This is a genomic window from Blastococcus sp. SYSU D00669, from assembly GCF_054050715.1.
In genome coordinates, this window is the sequence record NZ_JBJGZV010000048.1 from 21,627 (window position 1) to 40,867 (window position 19,241).

At 74.1% G+C, this 19,241-nt stretch carries 16 protein-coding genes; 2 read left to right on the forward strand and 14 right to left on the reverse strand.

All coding sequences use genetic code 11. The features are described from left to right. From prcB to ACI8AF_RS24170, 7 genes are all read right to left on the reverse strand, one after another. Positions 1-843 carry a proteasome subunit beta gene (gene prcB / locus ACI8AF_RS24140; RefSeq protein ID WP_456542311.1) on the reverse strand — a complete coding sequence of 281 codons (843 nt, stop codon included), beginning with the start codon at positions 841-843 and terminating at the stop codon, positions 1-3. Positions 844-957: 114 nt separating this feature from the next. Beyond that, positions 958-1,356: an endonuclease VII domain-containing protein gene (locus ACI8AF_RS24145; RefSeq protein ID WP_456542312.1), complete on the reverse strand. Its 399-nt coding sequence runs from the start codon at positions 1,354-1,356 to the stop codon at positions 958-960. A 344-nt stretch (positions 1,357-1,700) separates the two neighbouring features. After that, positions 1,701-1,910, reverse strand: a complete 210-nt coding sequence (locus ACI8AF_RS24150; protein WP_456542313.1) for a ubiquitin-like protein Pup — start codon at positions 1,908-1,910, stop codon at positions 1,701-1,703. A gap of 98 nt (positions 1,911-2,008) precedes the next feature. Next, the gene (dop, locus tag ACI8AF_RS24155) at positions 2,009-3,514 is read right to left on the reverse strand and encodes a depupylase/deamidase Dop (protein WP_456542314.1); all 1,506 of its coding nucleotides are present in this window, start codon (positions 3,512-3,514) and stop codon (positions 2,009-2,011) included. Between the two features lie 38 nt (positions 3,515-3,552). Next, positions 3,553-4,434, reverse strand: a complete 882-nt coding sequence (locus ACI8AF_RS24160; RefSeq protein WP_456542315.1) for a septum formation family protein — start codon at positions 4,432-4,434, stop codon at positions 3,553-3,555. A gap of 159 nt (positions 4,435-4,593) precedes the next feature. Beyond that, complete coding sequence (gene arc, locus ACI8AF_RS24165) at positions 4,594-6,372, reverse strand: proteasome ATPase (protein ID WP_456542316.1); 1,779 nt, start codon at positions 6,370-6,372, stop codon at positions 4,594-4,596. A 128-nt stretch (positions 6,373-6,500) separates the two neighbouring features. After that, a complete protein-coding gene (locus ACI8AF_RS24170; protein ID WP_456542317.1) occupies positions 6,501-7,346 on the reverse strand; it encodes a tRNA (adenine-N1)-methyltransferase in 846 nt (281 codons plus the stop codon). Between the two features lie 95 nt (positions 7,347-7,441). Here ACI8AF_RS24170 and ACI8AF_RS24175 point away from each other — a divergent pair, with 95 nt between their 5' ends. After that, positions 7,442-8,416, forward strand: coding sequence for a RecB family exonuclease (locus tag ACI8AF_RS24175; RefSeq protein WP_456542318.1), 975 nt, complete (start codon positions 7,442-7,444; stop codon positions 8,414-8,416). A gap of 1 nt (position 8,417) precedes the next feature. On the opposite strand, the gene ACI8AF_RS24180 is transcribed toward ACI8AF_RS24175, so the two are convergent. The 7 genes from ACI8AF_RS24180 to metH form a co-directional block, all read right to left on the reverse strand. Beyond that, positions 8,418-9,650, reverse strand: a complete 1,233-nt coding sequence (locus tag ACI8AF_RS24180) for a glycoside hydrolase family 32 protein (RefSeq protein WP_456542319.1) — start codon at positions 9,648-9,650, stop codon at positions 8,418-8,420. Then, positions 9,650-10,345, reverse strand: coding sequence for an HAD family hydrolase (locus tag ACI8AF_RS24185; protein ID WP_456542320.1), 696 nt, complete (start codon positions 10,343-10,345; stop codon positions 9,650-9,652). Before ACI8AF_RS24185 ends, ACI8AF_RS24180 begins: the two co-directional genes overlap by 1 nt. A gap of 36 nt (positions 10,346-10,381) precedes the next feature. Then, positions 10,382-10,987 carry a response regulator transcription factor gene (locus ACI8AF_RS24190; protein ID WP_456542321.1) on the reverse strand — a complete coding sequence of 202 codons (606 nt, stop codon included), beginning with the start codon at positions 10,985-10,987 and terminating at the stop codon, positions 10,382-10,384. Then, the gene (locus tag ACI8AF_RS24195; RefSeq protein WP_456542322.1) at positions 10,984-12,183 is read right to left on the reverse strand and encodes a sensor histidine kinase; all 1,200 of its coding nucleotides are present in this window, start codon (positions 12,181-12,183) and stop codon (positions 10,984-10,986) included. The genes ACI8AF_RS24190 and ACI8AF_RS24195 overlap by 4 nt, the downstream gene beginning before the upstream one ends. 58 nt (positions 12,184-12,241) lie before the next feature. Beyond that, positions 12,242-13,042 carry an ABC transporter permease gene (locus ACI8AF_RS24200; RefSeq protein ID WP_456542323.1) on the reverse strand — a complete coding sequence of 267 codons (801 nt, stop codon included), beginning with the start codon at positions 13,040-13,042 and terminating at the stop codon, positions 12,242-12,244. A gap of 26 nt (positions 13,043-13,068) precedes the next feature. Next, positions 13,069-13,989: an ABC transporter ATP-binding protein gene (locus ACI8AF_RS24205; protein ID WP_456542324.1), complete on the reverse strand. Its 921-nt coding sequence runs from the start codon at positions 13,987-13,989 to the stop codon at positions 13,069-13,071. A gap of 269 nt (positions 13,990-14,258) precedes the next feature. After that, positions 14,259-18,062: a methionine synthase gene (metH, locus tag ACI8AF_RS24210; RefSeq protein ID WP_456542325.1), complete on the reverse strand. Its 3,804-nt coding sequence runs from the start codon at positions 18,060-18,062 to the stop codon at positions 14,259-14,261. 213 nt (positions 18,063-18,275) lie between these two features. On the opposite strand from metH, the gene ACI8AF_RS24215 reads away from it, so the two are divergent. Then, on the forward strand, positions 18,276-19,136 hold the full coding sequence (locus ACI8AF_RS24215; RefSeq protein ID WP_456542326.1) for a PAC2 family protein: 861 nt from the start codon (positions 18,276-18,278) through the stop codon (positions 19,134-19,136). Positions 19,137-19,241: the final 105 nt, after the last annotated feature.

Sequence of the window (19,241 nt, forward strand, 5' to 3'; positions counted from 1 at the left end):
TCAGCCCCGTCCCTCGTTGTCGGTCCGCTCGGCGACCAGCGCGTCGGCGACCGCGGCCACCTCGGCGTCGGTCAGGCGGACGGCGCCCTCGGCGTCGACCCGGTAGACGATCGGGTAGAGCCGCCGGACCGGGTCGGGGCCGCCGGTGGCCGTGTCGTCGTCGGCGGCGTCGTAGAGCGCGGTGACCAGGCCGCGCAGGGCGGCGTCGCCGTCGAGGGTGGGCCGCCAGGTCTTCTTCAGCGAGTTCTTGGCGAACAGCGAGCCGGAGCCGACGGCGGAGTAGCCGCGCTCCTCGTAGTTCCCGCCGGTGACGTCGTAGCCGAAGATCCGGCCCGGGGTGGTGCCCTCGGCGGCGTCGAGGTCGAACCCGGCGAACAGCGGGATCACGGCGAGGCCCTGCAGGGCGGCGCCGAGGTTGCCGCGGATCATCTGGGCCAGGCGGTTGGCCTTGCCGTCGAGGCTGAGGGTGAGGCCCTCGATCTTCTCGTAGTGCTCCAGCTCGACCTGGTAGAGCTTGACCATCTCGATGGCGATGCCGGCCGCGCCGGCGATGCCGATGACGCTGTAGGAGTCGGCCGGGTAGACCTTCTCGATGTCGCGCTGGGCGATCAGGTTGCCCATCGTGGCCCGGCGGTCGCCGCCCATGAGGACGCCGCCGTCGTAGGTGACCGCGACGATCGTGGTGCCGTGCGGGATGAGGTCACCGACCGGCATGGTGGGCAGCGGACGGCGGCCGGGCAGCAGGTCGGGCGCGGCGGCCGCGAGGAAGTCGGTGAACGACGAGCCCACCCGGTCCAGGTAGACGGGCGAGAACCCGGCTCTTCCCCCTGCGAACTCGCTCACCCATCCGCCTCTCCCGCCGCTGCTCGCCGGCGTCCTCGTGGTGTCGCCAGCGACCCTACCGGCGGCCCGACGACGCGGCTGTCCGCCTCGGGCGAACGCGCGGTGGAGGCCCGGTCAGCCTTCTTGCTCGAACTCCCACAGGTCCGACAGCCCGTGGCGGCACATCCCGAACTGCCGCCACGTGGCCCGCCGCCGGGGCGCTCGGGCAGGGCGGGCCGACTCCTCCTCGGCCCCGGATGCCGGGTCGCGGTGCCGCTCGACGTACGCCGCCGCCGCGCGCATGACCGCGGGGTCGTCCTTGAACTGGCCGAGACCGCCGTTGCAGTTGAAGCAGAGCAGCTGCCGCACCGCGCCGGTCTCGTGGTCGTGGTCGACATGCGCGGCCGGAGCGAGCTCGCAGATCGCGCACAGGCCACCCTGCGCCTCGAGCATCAGATCCGCCTCTTGCGCGGAGATCCCGTACCGGCGGGTCAGGTGGTAGGTCCGGGAACCGCCGACCTTGTCCCTCGACACCTTGCCCCGCTCGTTGTGGCAGGGCAGGCAGTAAGTGGCTCGCCCCGTCCGGGAGGCGACGGTGCGTGGGAACTGCTCCAGCGGCTTCACGGAGGAGCAGTCCGGGCACACTTGTGGCCTTCCGGGATCGCAAGTCCCGGTGGGGCGAAGCGGTGTTTGCGAGGTTCTACGCGGCGTGCTTCACGACTACGCGCCGAGCGCTCCGCCAGGTGGGCGCGGCAGTAGAACGCCAGTCCATCTCGGGACCGCTTGTTCTTGCTGAACTCGGACACGGGACGGTGAGCACCGCAGTCGCGGCAGAACTTCGTCTCCATGTGACCGAGATCCGCAGAAAACGATCTTGGTCACTCCCCTCCCTTTTGTACGTAACTACGCACGAACTCCTCGGAGTTCTCCTCGAGGACCTCGTCGATCTCGTCCAGGATCGAGTCGATGTCCTCGGTCACCTCCTTGTGCCGCTCGGCGACCTCCGTGTCGACCGAGGCCTCGACTTCCTCGGTCTCCTCGCGCGTCTTGGTCGCCCGCTGCTGCCCGCCGGTGTCCCTGGTGGCCATCGGTGCCTCCGTAGCTCGTGGCTGGTGCTAGAGCAGCAACGTACCCGCCCCAGGTGACATCCACGGTCACCCGAGCGTGGTGGTGGAGCGGGCCGGCGTCAGCCGCCGGTGATGGTGTCGACCAGCTCCTGGGCCGACGACGTCGACTCGAACAGCGCGCCGACGTGCTCCCGGGTGCCCCGCAGCGGCTCCATCGTCGGGATCCGCACCAGGTTCTCCCGGCCGAGGTCGAACACCACCGAGTCCCAGGAGGCGGCGGCCACCTGGGCCGGGTACCGCCGCAGGCACTCGCCCCGGAAGAAGGCGCGGGTGTCGGTCGGCGGCGCCGTCATCGCCCGCGCGACCTCGTCGTCGGACAGCAGCCGCTGCATCGACCCGCGCGCCACCAGCCGGTGGTAGAGCCCCTTCTCCGGCCGGACGTCGGAGTACTGCAGGTCGACCGCCTGCAGCCGCGCGTCGCCCCACGCCAGCGCGTCGCGGCTGCGGAAGCCCTCCAGCAGCCGCAGCTTGGCCGGCCAGTCCAGCCGGTCGGCGCAGCGCAGCGGGTCGACGCCGAGGTCGTCGAGCACCTCGGCCCAGCGGCGCAGCACGTCCCCGGTCTGCTCGTCGGCGTCGCCCCGCTCCTCGACGAACTTCTGCGCCTGCTCCAGGTAGAGCCACTGCAGCTCCAGGCCGGTCATCCGCCGGCCGTCGCGCAGCCGCACCCGGTGGGTCAGCGACGGGTCGTGGCTGATCGCCTGCAGCTCGGCCACCGGCTCCTCGAGCGCCAGCGTCTCGGTCAGCGCCCGCGCCTCGATCATCGCCAGCACCAGCGACGTCGTCCCGACCTTGAGGTACGTCGACAGCTCCGACAGGTTGGCGTCGCCGATGATCACGTGCAGCCGGCGGTACTTGTCGGCGTCGGCGTGCGGCTCGTCGCGGGTGTTGATGATCGGCCGCTTGAGCGTCGTCTCCAGGCCCACCTCGACCTCGAAGAAGTCGGCCCGCTGCGAGATCTGGAAGCCCTGCGTGCGGCTCTCGGTGCCGATCCCCACCCGCCCGGCGCCGGCGAACACCTGCCGGGTCACGAAGAAGGGCACCAGCCCGCGGATGATGTCGATGAACGGCGTCCGCCGGTCCATCAGGTAGTTCTCGTGGGCGCCGTAGGAGGCGCCCTTGCCGTCGGTGTTGTTCTTGTACAGCTGGATCGGCTGGGTGCCGGGCACGCGCGCGGCCCGGCGGGCCGCCTCGGCCATCACCTGCTCCCCCGCCTTGTCCCAGAGGACGACGTCGCGCGGGTTGGTCACCTCGGGCGTCGAGTACTCCGGGTGGGCGTGGTCGACGTAGAGCCGGGCGCCGTTGGTGAGGATGACGTTGGCCATCCCCGAGTCCTCGTCGAGGTCGGTGTGGTCGAGCGCCTGCGCCGGGGAGAGGTCGAACCCGCGGGCGTCGCGCAACGGCGACTCCTCCTCGAAGTCCCAGCGCGGACGGCGCGGCGTCGGCGCCTCGGCCACCGCCCACGCGTTCACGACCTGGCTGGACAGCGTCGTCGGGTTCGCGGTCGGCTGACCGGGCACCGAGATGCCGTACTCCACCTCGGTGCCCATGACCCGCCGCACGCTCATGCCCCAACCCTAGGCCGCCGCACCGCCCGGGCTCCTCCTCAGCCCCGGACGCTGGTCGAGGTCCGCCCGCCGCCCGCCGGCACCAGCACGCACTGAGCCAGCGGGCCGCTCTCCTGCCAGTCCACCTGGCTGCCCACGTAGACGTCGACGGCGTAGCCGATCGGCATCGTCCCGCCGATGTAGGCCTGCGCGTCGGCGGTGCACTGCTGGGCCAGCGCCTGCCGGGCGGTGACGTCGGCCGGGTACGGCGCGTCGTCGTCGACGTCGGCGTAGGCCCCGATCGGCTCGGCGTCGTGCGGCTGCGAGCACGGGACGACGTCCCACGTCTCCGGTGTGCCGACGAAGCAGGCCCGGTAGGCGGCGGCGTCGCTGCCCTCCAGCGCCCCGGCGATGACGCCGGGTGCCGGCTCGGGCTCGGTGTAGCCGTAGAAGACGTCGCAGCGCACCCAGCGGGCGCCGGCGTCCCACTGCTCCTGGTTGGGCAGGTACGGGGCGAAGAAGGCGTACGGGTCGTCGAGGTCGTCGCCGCCGAGGTACTCGGTGAGGACGTCGAAGGTGCAGATGTCCTCCAGCGCCGTGGCGATCGCGCCGTCGGGGTCCTCGACCTCGGCCGCCGAGGGGTAGGGGTCCCCCTCCTGGAACGGGCCGTCGTCGACCGCCGCCGTCTCGGCGTTGTGCTCCCCCGCGCACTCCACCGGGGGCGGCGGGTCGAGCGGGTCGTCCTGCTGGCCGGGCGCGATCGTGTAGCAGGTGCCCACCACCGGGTCGGCGCCGGGGTCGGGGCCGCCCAGCCCGGCGGGCGGCACCTCGGGCTTGGCGGGGTCCTCCCCGCCGAAGGCGGCCTGCCCGGTGACGGTGCTCGTGCAGCCGCCCAGCAGCAGCACGGCCGCCGCCGCCAGCGTCCAGCCCGACCGCCTCATGCCCGTCCCCCGAGTCGCCGTCCCGTCGTCCGGCAAGCAACCACGGACGGCGTCGGTGCGCAATGCGGTCACGCACGACGTGACCGGCTCGCGACGCCGGCGGCCCGGCACCCCGCGGAGGGAGCCGGGCCACCGGAGCGGCCCTGCGGCAGGGTCCTCCTACAGGTACTGACCGGTGTTGGTCGCGGTGTCGATCGCGCGACCGGACTCGGTGCCCTTGCCGCTGATGAGCGTGCGGATGTAGACGATCCGCTCGCCCTTCTTGCCCGAGATCCGCGCCCAGTCGTCGGGGTTGGTGGTGTTGGGCAGGTCCTCGTTCTCCTTGAACTCGTCGACGCAGGCCTGCATGAGGTGGCCGACCCGCAGCCCCGCCGTGGCGGTCTCCAGGTGCTCCTTGATGGCCATCTTCTTGGCGCGGTCGACGATGTTCTGCAGCATCGCCCCGGAGTTGAAGTCCTTGAAGTACAGGACCTCCTTGTCACCGTTGGCGTAGGTCACCTCGAGGAAGCGGTTCTCCTCGCTCTCGGTGTACATGCGCTCCACGGTGCGCTGGATCATCTCCGTGATCGTGGAGTCGCGGTTGCCGCCGTGCTCGGCCAGGTCGTCGGGGTGCAGCGGCAGGTCGGCCTTGAGGTACTTGCTGAAGATGTCGCGGGCGGCCTCGGCGTCGGGGCGCTCGATCTTGATCTTCACGTCGAGCCGGCCCGGCCGCAGGATCGCCGGGTCGATCATGTCCTCGCGGTTGGAGGCGCCGATGACGATGACGTTCTCGAGGCCCTCGACGCCGTCGATCTCGCTGAGCAGCTGCGGCACGATCGTCGACTCGACGTCGGAGGAGACGCCCGACCCGCGGGTGCGGAAGATCGAGTCCATCTCGTCGAAGAACACGATGACCGGCGTGCCCTCGCTGGCCTTCTCCCGCGCCCGCTGGAACACCAGCCGGATGTGCCGCTCGGTCTCGCCGACGTACTTGTTGAGCAGCTCCGGGCCCTTGATGTTCAGGAAGTAGGAGCGACCGGAGTTGGGGCTCTCCTCCCCGCGGACGGCGGCGACCTTCTTGGCCAGCGAGTTGGCGACCGCCTTGGCGATGAGCGTCTTCCCGCAGCCGGGCGGGCCGTAGAGCAGGATGCCCTTCGGCGGGCGCAGCTGGTACTCGCGGAACAGGTCGGCGTGCAGGAACGGCAGCTCGACGGCGTCGCGGATCTGCTCGATCTGCCGGGACAGCCCGCCGATGTCGCCGTAGTCGATGTCGGGGACCTCCTCGAGGACGAGCTCCTCGACCTCGCTCTTGGGGATCCGCTCGTAGGCGTAGCCCGAGCGCGACTCGAGCAGCAGGGAGTCGCCGACCCGCAGCGGCTGGTCGGTGAGCGAGTCGGCCAGGTAGACGACCCGCTCCTCGTCGGTGTGCCCGATGACCAGCGCCCGCGGGGTGACCCCGTCGACCGGCTCGAGCAGCTCCTTGAGCATGACGACGTCGCCGGCCTTCTCGAAGCCGAGCGCCTCGACGACGTTCATGGCCTCGTTGAGCATGACCTCCTGGCCGGGGCGCAGGATGTCGAGCTCGACGTTCGGCGAGACCGAGACGCGCAGCTTGCGGCCGCCGGTGAAGACGTCGACGGTGCCGTCCTCGAAGCGCCCGAGGAAGACGCCGTAGCCCGACGGCGGCTGGCCGAGCCGGTCGACCTCCTCCTTGAGCGTCACCAGCTGCTCGCGGGCGTCGCGCAGCGTGCCGGCGAGCTTGTCGTTGCGCTCGGACAGGAACGCCGCCCGTCCCTCGGCCTCGGCGACCCGCTCCTCGAGGGCGCGGACCTGACGGGGGCTGTCGGCGACCTTGCGGCGCAGGAGGGCGATCTCCTCCTCCAGGTAGGAGATCTGACTCAGCAGGCTGGCGACGTCACGCTCACGTCGCGCCCGCGGTTCCTCGGGACCCAGGCCCATCGCGCACCTCCGCACACATTCGGGGGAGCCAGGACGCAAATCTATACACGCCGACCGACAGCGTGCCCGGGGCTCGCGCAGGGATGGGACGCCTGCGCCGAACCGTTACGCCGCGTTCCGCGGACCGTTCAGTTCCTTTGGGGACGGCGCTGCCGCAGAGGGGCCACGGTGCCCTCGGCCAGCCGCCGCGCGGTCACCAGGAACGCGGTGTGCGCCACCATCCGGTGCTCGGGGCGGACGGCGAGCCCGACGGCGTGCCACGGCCGCAGCAGGCTCTCCCAGGCGTGCGGCTCGGTCCACACGCCCTGCTCGCGCAGCGCCTCGACGTAGGTGGACAGCTGGGTCGTCGTCGCCACGTAGCCGATCAGGACACCGCCGGGCCGCAGCGCCGCGGCGACCGTGGGCAGCACCGCCCAGGGCTCGAGCATGTCGAGCACGACGCGGTCGACGACCTCCTCGGCCGGGTGCTCGGCCAGGTCGCCCAGGCGCAGCGACCAGTTGCCGGGCACCTCCCCGAAGAAGGCGCCGACGTTGGCGCGGGCGACGTCGGCGAAGTCCTCGCGCCGCTCGTAGCTGGTCACCGACCCCCGCTCGCCCACCGCGCGCAGCAGCGAGCAGGTGAGCGCGCCGGAGCCGGCGCCGGCCTCGAGCACCCGCATGCCGGGGCCGATGTCGCCGAAGCCGACGATCTGGGCGGCGTCCTTGGGGTAGATCACCTGGGCGCCGCGCGGCATGGAGAGCACGAAGTCGGCCAGCAGCGGCCGGAACGCCAGGTAGCCGGTGTTCGCCGTCGAGAAGACGACCGAGCCCTCCGGGGCGCCGATGAGGTCGTCGTGCTCGATCGCCCCGCGGTGGGTGTGGAACTGCTTGCCCGGCTGCAGGACGACGGTGTGCAGCCGTCCCTTCGGGTCGGTCAGCTGCACCCGGTCGCCGGCGGCGAACGAGCCGGGGACGGTCTCCTGCTCCGTGGTCACGGGAGGCCAGCGTACGGCGGGGCGGGTGTGACCCCTGTCCCCTGCTGCGGCCCGGGGGCTCGGAACTGTCGGCGCCGCGACCTAGCCTCGGAGGCATGACGGCGATGGCGCAGGACTCGGCGCACGGCAGCCGAGTGCAGACCGGGCAGCCCGAGGACGGCGCTGCCTCTTCCCCGGACGCGCCCGTCGACCCGACGGTCGACACGACGGCGACCCCGCGCCGGCCCTCGCTCTCCCCGAGCCGGGCGGCCGACTTCAAGACCTGTCCCCTCCTCTACCGCTTCCGCACGATCGACCGGCTGCCCGAGCGCAGGAGCCGGGCGGCGGTCCGCGGCACGCTGGTGCACGCGGTGCTCGAGAAGCTCTACGACCTGCCCGCGGCGCAGCGCACGCCCGCCGCGGCCCAGGAGCTGATCGCGCCCGCCTGGGAGGAGCTGCGCGCCGATCCCGAGATCGCCGACCTCTTCACCGAGGGCGGCGGCGACGACGCGCCGGCCGAGCCGCTCGAGGCGTGGCTGGCCTCGGCCGGCCGGCTGGTCGAGACCTACTTCCGGCTGGAGGACCCGACCCGCATCCAGCCCGACGGCCGCGAGCAGCTGGTCGAGGTGACGCTGCCCGACGGGCTGCTGCTGCGCGGCTACGTCGACCGGCTCGACGTCGCGCCCAACGGCGCGCTGCGGGTGGTCGACTACAAGACCGGCGCGATGCCCCGCGAGGCCTTCGAGGCCAAGGCGCTGTTCCAGATGAAGTTCTACGCGCTGGTGCTCTGGCGGGTGCGCGGCGTCGTCGCCAGCCAGCTCAAGCTGATCTACCTCGGCGACGGCGACGCGCTGACCTACTCCCCCGACGAGGGCGAGCTGGTCCGCTTCGAGCGCACCCTGCAGGCCATCTGGACGGCGATCGAGCGCGCGGTCGCCACCGGTGACTTCCGGCCGAGCCCGAGCCGGCTGTGCGGCTGGTGCGACCACCAGGCGCTGTGCCCGTCGTTCGGGGGCACGCCTCCGCCGTTCCCGGCCGACGCCGCCGCGCGGGCCGGCTGGGCCACCCTGCCGATCGTCGAGCGCGACTGAGCTACCGCAGGGTCCACCAGGTCAGGCCGCCGGCGCCGACCGGCCGGGCGGCACCGGAGCCGCCGGCCACCGGCACGGCCAGCACGCCGGCCGGTCCGCAGACCTCCAGCACCGGACCGTCGAGCAGCAGCCGCAGCTCGCCGCCGGCGTGGGGCAGCACGGCGCCGGCCACCACCACCCGGTCGCCGTCCCACCGCATCCGCGCCAGCGGTGGACCGCCGTCGGCGTCGGCGAGGTGCAGCTCGTCCCCGCCGGCCGCGGGGCGCCAGACCGCCTCCAGCGCGGCCGCGGGCTCCGGCGCCGTCCGGCGCTCGGCCACCGCGTCGTGCGGGGTGAGCACCGGCCGGTCGCCGTCGAGGCCGAGCAGGTAGGGCAGGCTGGTCGCGCCGGTCCAGCCGCCGGCCGGGTCGGCGATGCCGCGCAGCCAGAACACCAGCCCGGGCCGGCCGTCGCGGTCGCGGAACGCCGAGGCCGCGTAGTGGGCGCTCCCCCAGCCGATCCGGTGCCACGAGGCGGCGGTGAACCGGCCCTCGGCGAAGCGGCCCACGGCGCAGGCCACCGAGTGCAGCTCGCCGTCGTCCCAGACCGAGACGACCAGCAGGTGGCGGTCGCCGACGCGCAGCAGCTGCGGGCACTCCCACATGGCGCCGGTCCACACCGGGTCGGTCTCGTCCCGGTGCCGTGCGGCGAGCGGGCCGACGTGCCGCCAGGACACCAGGTCGTCGGAGACGTAGGTCAGCGCGGTCGCGGTGCCGTCGTCCAGGCCGGCCCCGACGAGCATCCACCAGCGCCCGTCCTCGGCGAACACGTACGGGTCGCGGAACTGGCGGGCCCGCACGCCCGGCGGCAGCTCCACCGCGGTGCCGGGGTCCTTGCGCCAGGCGGTGAGCGCGGCGTCGGCCGGCCGGGCGGTGCGCACCCGGCCGACGCCGAGGTCGGGCTCGGCGACCGACGTGTAGAACAGGCGCAGCCCGCCGTCGGCGCCGGTCACCACGCTGCCCGACCAGCAGCCGCCGTCCCCCTCCCCCGGCGCCAGGGCGATCGCGCCCTCCGACCAGGTGAGCAGGTCGGGGCTGGTGGCGTACCCCCAGGAGCAGGCCGGGCCCCACTCCGCGGAGCCGGGCACGTGCTGGAACCAGAGGTGGTAGGTGCCGTCCCGGTGGGTCAGGCCGAGCGGGTCGTTGATCCACCCCGAGCCGGCGGTGAAGTGCAGGCGCGGCCGGGCGGCGGGCATCAGGCGGCCAGGTCGCGCGCGGCGAGGACGTCGGCCAGCTCGTCGAGGCCGACGCCGACCAGCGAGGAGCGCAGGACCAGCCCGGGCGCCGGGCGCAGCGGCTGCAGCGACGGCACCCCGAGCACCGCGGCGCCGGCCGCGAGGCCCGCGCTCGCCCCGGCGTGCGAGTCCTCGACCACCACGCACTCCTCGGGCGCGACGGCGAGCGCGGCCATCGCCTGGCGGTACGGCGCGGGGTCGGGCTTGGCGGCCGGCACCTCGTCCCCGCAGACGGTGACGGCGAAGTCGGTGCCGAGGTCGTCGGACATGCGGCCGAGCACCGCGGTGGCGAGCCGGCGCGGCGTCGTCGTCACCAGGGCGGTCGGGATGCCGGCCGCGCGGACCTCGGTGAGCAGCTCGCGGGCGCCGGGCTGCCAGCGCAGGTCGCGGTCGAGCAGCTCGACCATGAGGTCCTCCACCCACTCGGTGTCGGCGAGCAGCTGCTCCTCGTCGGCCGGGAGGCCGAGGTCGTCGTAGAGGATGCCGAGCGCGACCGGCATGCTCGTGCCCACGGTGCGCGCCCGCGCCGGCGCCGAGACCTCTCCCCCGTGCCGGAGGGCCAGCGCGGCCAGCGCGTCACCCCAGAGCTCCTCGCTCTCGACCAGGGTGCCGTCCATGTCGAACAGGACCGCCCGGAGCGGCTGCGCGGTGCTCATCGGCGTCCAGGGTACGGATGCGCCCGGCCGGCCTCCTCAGATCCAGCCGTGCCGGCGGGCGGCCGCCACGGCCGCGTGCCGGTTGGGCGCACCGAGCTTGGTCGCCGCGGCCGAGAGGTGGTTGCGGACGGTGCCCGGCGACAGGTGGATGCGCGCGGCGATCTCCTCGACCGGCGCCCCGGTGGCGGCCAGTTCGAGCACGTCGGCCTCCCGGGGCGTGAGCGGGTTGTCCCCGGCGCTGATCGCCTCGGCGGCGAGCTCGGGGTCGACGTACCGGCCACCGCGGTGGACGCTGCGGACGACGTCGGTGAGCACGCCGGCCTGCACGGTCTTGGGGAGGAAGCCCCGGACCCCGGCCGACAGCGCCCGCTTGAGGTGCCCGGCCCGGCCGTGCCCGGTGACGATCACGCACGCGCAACCGGGCAGCAGCCCGGCCAGCTCCGCGGCGACGGAGATGCCGTCCCGGTCGGGCATCTGCAGGTCCAGGACGGCGACGTCGGGGGTGTGCGCGCGCGCCATGGCGAGCGCCTCGGCGCCCGACGCGGCCTGGGCGACCACCTCGATGTCGTCCTCGAGCGCCAGCAGCGCCGCCAGGGCCGAGCGGATGAGGTTCTCGTCGTCGGCGAGCAGCACCCGGATCACGCCGTCACCCGCCCGTGCACCGGCACCGCGGCGGTGAGGACGAACGTGTCGCCCGCCGCGGCGGCGTCGAGCCGTCCGCCGGCGCCGGCCAGCCGCTCGGCCAGGCCGGAGAGGCCGTCGCCCCACCGGGCGACGTCCGGCCCGACCCCGTCGTTGACGACGCGCAGCCGCGCCGTGCCGTCGTCGACGGCCAGCGTGATCGTGCACGTCCCGGCCCGGCTGTGCCGCAGCACGTTGGTGACCGCCTCCCGCACCCCCCACCCGAGCGCCGTCTGCACGGGCTCGGGCAGCCCGGCGCCGTGCTCCTCCCCCTCGACCCGGCAGTCCACGCCGGCGGCGCGGAGCACCGACCGGGCGCCGGCCAGCTCGCCGGCCAGGTCGGCGGTCCGGTACCCGCGGACGACGTCGCGGACCTCCCGCAGCGACTGCTCGGCGATGCGGCTGATGTCGGTGAGCTCGTCGGCGGCCTCCGGCCGCTGCCGGCGCACCAGCTCGCCGGCCAGCTGGCTCTTCACCGCGATCGCCGAGAGGTTGCGGCCCATCACGTCGTGCAGGTCGCGCGCGAACCGCAGCCGCTCCTCGGCCACCGCCAGCTGCAGCTGCACGCCGCGGGTGCGGTCCATCTCGACGACGACGTCGAGCACCCACACGGAGAAGCGGAACGCGGTCGCCACCGCGGCGGTGGTGGTGCCGAACACCACCGCGAGGACGACGGCGACCGCGGGGTCACCCCTGGTCGCCAGCGCGACGCCGCCGACCAGCACGCCGACCCCCGCGGCCAGCAATGCCAGCAGCCGGGCCGGCCAGAACGGGGAGCAGGCGGTGAGCACCATCGCGCACGGCAGGGCCACGCCCCACTCCAGGGGCCCGTTCTCGGCGTGGCGGATGGCCGCGACGGCCACCGCGGCGGTGGCCAGCCCCGCGGCCGCGGCCCCGGCCACCAGCCGGCGGGGCGCCGCCGTCCCCCGCGGCGCCGCCAGGCCGGCGCGGGCGATCAGGACGCCCAGCACCCCGACGACCGTCGAGCCGGCGACGAAGAGCCCGGCCACGGCTCCCGCAGCCGCGGCCGCGGGAGCCGTGGTGAGCAGCCCGAGCAGCGGGGTGAGCCCGAGCCAGCCGTAGAACGACCAGCGGGTGTAGAGGTCCAGCCGCTGCGGGTCGGAGCGGCTCTCCCACCAGCGCGAGACGGTCGGCACGGCGAGGATGCTGCCGTACCGACCGCCCGCGGGTTCCGCCGCCGTCATCGGCCGACCCTCATCGACGCGGCGCCCACCGGAACACGCGGGGCGCCACCACCGCGCCGACGGCGAGCCAGCCGGCCAGCACGGCCAGCGGCAGGGGCGCGGCCGCCCAGGCGCCGGCGGCGTCCACCAGCTCGCCGTCCCACGTGCGGCCGGCCAGCCCCAGCTGGGCCAGCTCGACGACCGGTGTGAGCGGCAGCAGCCGCGCGACCGTGCCCAGCTGCTCCGGCAGCGTGGAGAGCGGGAAGAACAGCCCCGACAGCGCGGTCGCCGCCATCACCAGCGGCAGCGTGGTGATCTGCGCGCTCTCCGCGGTGCGGGTGAAGGCGGCGCTGGCCGCGGCCAGGAGCACCATCAGCGCGGCCCCGCCCAGCAGCGCGGCCAGGGGCAGGACGACGTCCACCGGTGCCGCCCACTCACCGATGACGGCGGTGCCGGCCAGGACGAGCGCGACCTGGCCGACGGTGACCAGCAGGGTCGGCGCGGCGGTGCCGAGCAGCACCTCGGCGTCGCTGAGCTCGCCGGTGCGCATGCGCTGCAGCACCAGCTCCTCGCGGCGCGCCACGAACGTGGTGACCAGGTTGTAGTAGGTGAGGAACACCAGGGTGATCCCGACGGCGCTCACCGCCAGCCGCGGGCCGAGCGGGCCGTCGCCCTCCAGGCCGAGCGCCGGCACGGCGGCGACCAGCAGCAGGGGCAGCAGCACGGAGTTGAACAGGGCCGTGCGGTTGCGCACGAGCAGCCGGGTCTCGGCCTCGGCGAGGGCGTAGGTGCGGCGCGCGCGGGACGGGCCGGCGGTGGTCAGGGTGGTCATGTCGTCGTCTCCTCTCGGGCCCCGGGTCAGGCGGCGGCCGGCTCGGCGCCGTCGGCGACGGCGAGGAAGGCGTCCTCCAGCGAGGCGCTGCGGGCCTGCAGGCCGCCGAGCGCGACGCCGGCGTCCTCGGCCCAGGTCAGCAGCGCGGTGAGGGCCGGCTGCAGGTGCTTGGCGTGCAGCTCGACCCGCGGCGCGCCGGCCGCCAGCTCGGCGCCGGGCAGGCCGGGCAGCGGCGGTGCGCCGGGCGGCAGGGTGAAGCGGATGCTCGCCGGCCGGCTGGCCGCGATCTCCTCGGCGGTGCCGCTGAGCACGATCCGGCCGGCCCGCATGACCGCGATCCGGTCGGCGAGCTGCTCGGCCTCCTCCAGGTGGTGGGTGGTGAGCAGCACGGCGGTGCCCTCGGCCACCAGCCGGCGGACCAGCGCCCACACGGCGCGGCGGCTCTCCGGGTCCAGCCCGGCGGTGGGCTCGTCGAGCACGAGCACCCGCGGCCGGCCGAGGACGGCGAGCGCCAGGTCGAGGCGGCGCCGCTCGCCCCCGGACAGGCTGCGCACCCGCACGCCCACGCGGTCGGCCAGGCCGACGGCGTCGAGGACCTCGTCGGCCGGCTGCGGATCGGTGAGCGTGCGCGCCCAGGTGCGGACCGTCTCGCCGACGGTGAGGTCGCCGGGCAGGCCGCTGCTCTGCAGCAGCACGCCCAGGCGCGGGCGGACGGCGGCCCGCTCGCGCAGCGGGTCTGCGCCGAGCACGCGCACCGAGCCGCCGGCGGCCGGCGCCAGCCCCTCGACCACCTCCAGCGCCGAGGTCTTGCCGGCGCCGTTCACGCCGAGCAGGGCGAACACCTCACCCGCGCCCACCTCGAACGAGATGCCGCGCACCGCCTCGAAATCGCGGTGCCGCCGGCGCAGGTCGCGGACCTCCACGGCCGGGTCCTCGACGAGCCGCATCGTGCCTCCTGGGGATCGTGCGGGCCGGCGCTCCTCCGGCCGGTCCTGCCGTCACCCCGAGACTGCCGCCGGCTCCCGCCCGGCACAGGTGCCGTCGCTCACGACCTGCACCGCCGTCGGCACGGCCGACCCGTGACACGTGTCAGGGGTGGGCCCGTGCGCGCCCGCCGCGGCGACCCGCGCCGCGTGGTCGCGACCCTCGCGGCGTGCGGTGCGGGTGGCGGCCGCACCGCGCGGGTCGCCGTCTCACCGTCGGGCGGCCCGCCGGGTCACTCGTCCTCGGTGCGGTAGCCGAGGTTGGGTGAGAGCCACTTCTCCGCCTCGGCCACCGTCCAGCCCTTGCGGCGGGCGTAGTCCTCCACCTGGTCGCGGCCGACGCGGCCCAGCACGAAGTAGCGCGAGTCGGGGTGGGAGAAGTACAGGCCGCTCACCGCCGCGCCGGGCCACATGGCCATGCTCTCGGTGAGCTCGATGCCGGTGTTCGCCTCGACGTCGAGCAGCTCCCAGATGGTCTGCTTCTCGGTGTGCTCCGGGCAGGCCGGGTAGCCGGGCGCCGGGCGGATGCCGGTGTACTTCTCGGCGATCAGCTCGTCGTTGGCCAGGTGCTCGTCGGCGGCGTAGCCCCAGAACTCGCGGCGCACCCGCTCGTGCAGCCGCTCGGCGAACGCCTCGGCCAGCCGGTCGGCCAGCGCCTCGAGCAGGATCGCGCTGTAGTCGTCGTTGGCCTCCTTGAACTCGGCGACCCGCTCGGCCGAGCCGAGCCCGGCGGTGACCGCGAACGCCCCCACGTGGTCGCGCAGGCCCGACTCCTTCGGCGCGACGAAGTCGGCCAGCGACTTGCGCGGCGACCCGTCGCGGCCCTCGGTCTGCTGCCGCAGCTGGTGCAGCGTCGCCCGGACGGCGGTGCGCGACTCGTCGGTGTAGACCTCGATGTCGTCGCCGTCCACGGCGTTGGCCGGGAACAGGCCGACGACGCCGTTGGCCGTCAGCCACTTTTCGGCGACGATCCGGTCGAGCATCGCCTGCGCGTCGTCGTAGAGCCGCCGCGCCGCCTCGCCGCTGGCCGGGTTGTGCAGGATGTCGGGGAACCGGCCGCGCAGCTCCCACGCGTGGAAGAACGGCTGCCAGTCGATGTAGGCGCGCAGCTCCTCCAGCGGGTAGTCGCGGAAGACCCGCACGTGCTGGGTCGCGGCGTCGCCGTGCCGGTGGTCGCAGCCCGGGCCCGTGCAGACGTCCCTGGTCTGCTGCAGCAGCATGCGCGGCCGCGGCGGGGTGTAGCCGCTCCAGTCGATCGGCGGGGCGGCCGCGCGGGCCGCGGCGATCGGCAGCAGCGCCCGGGTGTCCTCCCGCGCGGCGTGCCGCTCGCGCAGCGCCTCGTAGTCGGCCTCGACCTGCGCCAGCAGCGTCGGCCGCTGCTCGTCGGAGAGCAGCGACGCCACGACCGGCACCGAGCGGGAGGCGTCCTTCACCCAGATCACCGGACCGTGGTAGCGCGGGGCGACCTTGACCGCGGTGTGCGCGCGCGACGTCGTCGCCCCGCCGACCAGCAGCGGGATGTCGAAGCCCTGCCGCTCCATCTCGGTGGCCAGGTTGACCATCTCGTCCAGCGACGGGGTGATCAGGCCCGACAGCCCGACGATGTCGGCGCCCTCCTCCTTGGCGGTGTCGAGGATCTTCTGCGCCGGCACCATGACGCCGAGGTCGACGACGTCGTAGTTGTTGCACTGCAGGACGACGCCGACGATGTTCTTGCCGATGTCGTGGACGTCGCCCTTGACGGTGGCCATGACGACCTTGCCGTTGCTGCGCTCGGCGTCGCCCGGCTGCTTCTCCGCCTCGATGAACGGGATGAGGTAGGCGACCGCCTTCTTCATGACCCGCGCCGACTTCACCACCTGCGGCAGGAACATCTTGCCGGCGCCGAACAGGTCGCCGACGACGTTCATGCCGGCCATCAGCGGGCCCTCGATGACCTCGATCGGCCGGCCGCCGCGGGCGCTGATCTCGGCGCGCAGCTCCTCGGTGTCGGCCTCGACGAACTCGTCGATGCCCTTGACCAGGGCGTGGGTGATCCGCTCGGCCACCGGCAGCGACCGCCACTCCTCGGCGGCGGCCTCCTTGACCTCGCCGTTGCCGGCGAAGTCGCCGGCGATCTCCAGCAGCCGCTCGGTCGCGTCGGGCCGGCGGGCCAGCACGACGTCCTCGATCCGCTCCCGCAGCTCGGGGTGGACCTCGTCGTAGACCTCCAGCGCCCCGGCGTTGACGATGCCCATGTCCAGGCCGGCCGCGATCGCGTGGTACAGGAAGACGGCGTGGATCGCCTCGCGCACGGGGTTGTTGCCGCGGAACGAGAACGAGACGTTGGAGATGCCGCCGGAGACCAGCGCGCCGGGCAGGTTCTCCTTGATCCAGCGGGTGGCCTCGATGAAGTCCAGGCCGTAGCGGGCGTGCTCCTCGATGCCCGTGGCGACGGCGAAGACGTTCGGGTCGAAGATGATGTCCTCGGCCGGGAAGCCGACCTGCCGGGTGAGGATGTCGTAGGCCCGCCGGCAGATCTGGGTGCGGCGCTCGAAGTTGTCGGCCTGGCCGTCCTCGTCGAAGGCCATGACGACGACGGCCGCCCCGTACTTGCGGCACAGCCGGGCCTCGCGGACGAACTTCTCCTCGCCCTCCTTGAGGGAGATCGAGTTGACGATCGGCTTGCCCTGGGTCGTCTTGAGCCCGGCCTCGATGACCTCCCACTTCGAGGAGTCGACCATCAGCGGCACCCGGCAGATGTCGGGCTCGGTGGCGACGAGCTTGGTGAAGCGGTCCATGGCCGCGACGCCGTCGATCATGCCCTCGTCCATGTTGACGTCGATGACCTGGGCGCCGGCCTCGACCTGCTGGCGGGCGACGGTGAGCGCGGTGGCGTAGTCGCCGGCCTTGATCAGGTTCCGGAAGCGGGCCGAGCCGGTGATGTTGGTCCGCTCGCCGACGTTGACGAACAGGCTCTCCTCGGTGACCGACAGCGGCTCCAGACCCGACAGCCGCAGCGCGGGTCGCGCCGCGGCCGGGGTGCGCGGCGCCTTGCCGGCCACCGCGGCGGCGAGCGCGGCGACGTGCGCCGGCGTGGTGCCGCAGCAGCCGCCGACGAGGTTGACGAAGCCGCTCTCGGCGAACTCGCCCACGACGGCGGCGGTCTGCTCGGGCGTCTCGTCGTACTCGCCGAAGGCGTTGGGCAGCCCGGCGTTCGGGTAGCAGGAGACGAACGTGTCGGCGACCCGGGACAGCTCGGCGAGGTAGGGCCGCATCTCCGCGGCGCCCAGCGCGCAGTTGAGGCCCACGAGCAGCGGCCGCGCGTGCCGCACCGAGTGCCAGAACGCCTCGGTGACCTGCCCGGACAGGGTGCGCCCGGAGGCGTCGGTGATCGTGCCGGAGACGACGACCGGCCAGCGGCGGCCGCGCTCCTCGAACAGCGTCTCCAGGGCGAAGATCGCCGCCTTGGCGTTGAGCGTGTCGAAGACCGTCTCGACCAGCAGCAGGTCGGCGCCGCCGTCGACCAGGGCGTTCGCCTGCTCCAGGTAGGTCTCGACGAGCTCGTCGTAGGTGACGTTGCGGGCGCCCGGGTCGTTGACGTCGGGCGAGATGGACGCCGTCCGGTTGGTCGGGCCGAGGGCGCCGGCGACGTAGCGCGGCCGGTCCGGGGTGCGGGCGGTCATCGCGTCGGCCTCGGCGCGGGCCAGCCGGGCCGCGGCCAGGTTCAGCTCGGCGGCGAGGGCGGACATGCCGTAGTCGGCCAGCGAGATGCGGTTGGCGTTGAAGGTGTTGGTCTCGACCACGTCGGCGCCGGCCTCGAGGTACTGCCGGTGGATGCCGGCCACCAGCTGCGGTGCGGTCAGGCTGAGCAGGTCGTTGTTGCCGGCCAGCGGGGTCGGCCAGTCGGCGAACCGCTCCCCGCGGTAGGTGGCCTCGTCGGGGCGCTCGGCCTGGATCGCCGTGCCCATCGCGCCGTCCAGCACGAGGATCCGCTGCTGGAGCAGGGCGGTCAGCTCCGCCGTGGCATCCGGTCGGAGGGCTGGGGAGGGGGGCATCGTGGTCCTCGGTCGTCGTGCGGGCAGTGTCCACTGCGGCATCGGGCGCCAGGGCTCCGGCACTTCGACGGGCGGTCGGCGCCTCGTCGTCCCCGAACAACCCACCCATGATCGCACTTCCCGTCCACCTGTCGGGCGAACCTTCCCGGGCATCTGCCCCACGCACCTCACGGGACCCGGTGGGGCGGGTCCGGCCGACGTAGGCTCGGAGAGGTGATCGACCCCAAGTCCACCCCTGAGGACCTCCCCCGGCTGACCGACGCGGTGGCGGTGGTCGCGTTCGAGGGCTGGAACGACGCGGGTGACGCCGCCACCGGAGCCGTCGAGCACCTCGAGCTGATCTGGGACGCCACGCCCCTCGCCGCGCTCGACCCCGAGGACTACTACGACTTCCAGGTCAACCGGCCGACGGTGTCGCTGGTCGGCGGCGTCTCGCGCCGCATCGAGTGGCCGACGACCCGCATCTCCGTCGCCCGCCCCGAGGGCAGCCAGCGCGACATCGTGCTGATCCGCGGCATCGAGCCGAACATGCGCTGGCGGGGCTTTTGCGAGGAGCTCATCGAGATCTGCCGCGAGCTCGACGTCCACACCGTCGTCGGCCTGGGCGCGCTGCTCGCCGACACGCCGCACACCCGCCCGACGCCGGTCACCGGCTCGGCCTACGACGCCGAGGCCGCGCAGCGCTGGGGCCTGGAGACCTCGCGCTACGAGGGGCCCACCGGCATCCTCGGCGTCTTCCAGGACGCCTGCGTGCAGGCCGGCCTGCCGGCGATCAGCTTCTGGGCCGCCGTCCCCCACTACGTCTCGCAGCCGCCGTCGCCGCGGGCCACCGTGGCGCTGCTGCAGCGGGTCGAGGAGGTCCTCGAGCTCACCGTGCCCATGGGCGTGCTCCCCCAGCAGGCCGAGGACTGGGTGCGCACCGTCGACGAGATGGCCCAGGAGGACGCCGAGGTCGTCGAGTACGTCCGCTCCCTGGAGGAGCGGGCCACCGAGGACGACCTGTCCCGGGCCAGCGGCGACTCGATCGCCCGCGAGTTCGAGCGCTACCTCCGCCGGCGGGGCTCCGCGAACTGAGCTGATCGCCGGGGCGGGGCCCCCCCCGGGGGGGGGGGGGGGGGGGGGGGGGGGGGGGGGGGGGGGGGGGTCGGGGGGGCGGGGGGGGGGGGGGGCGGGGGGGGG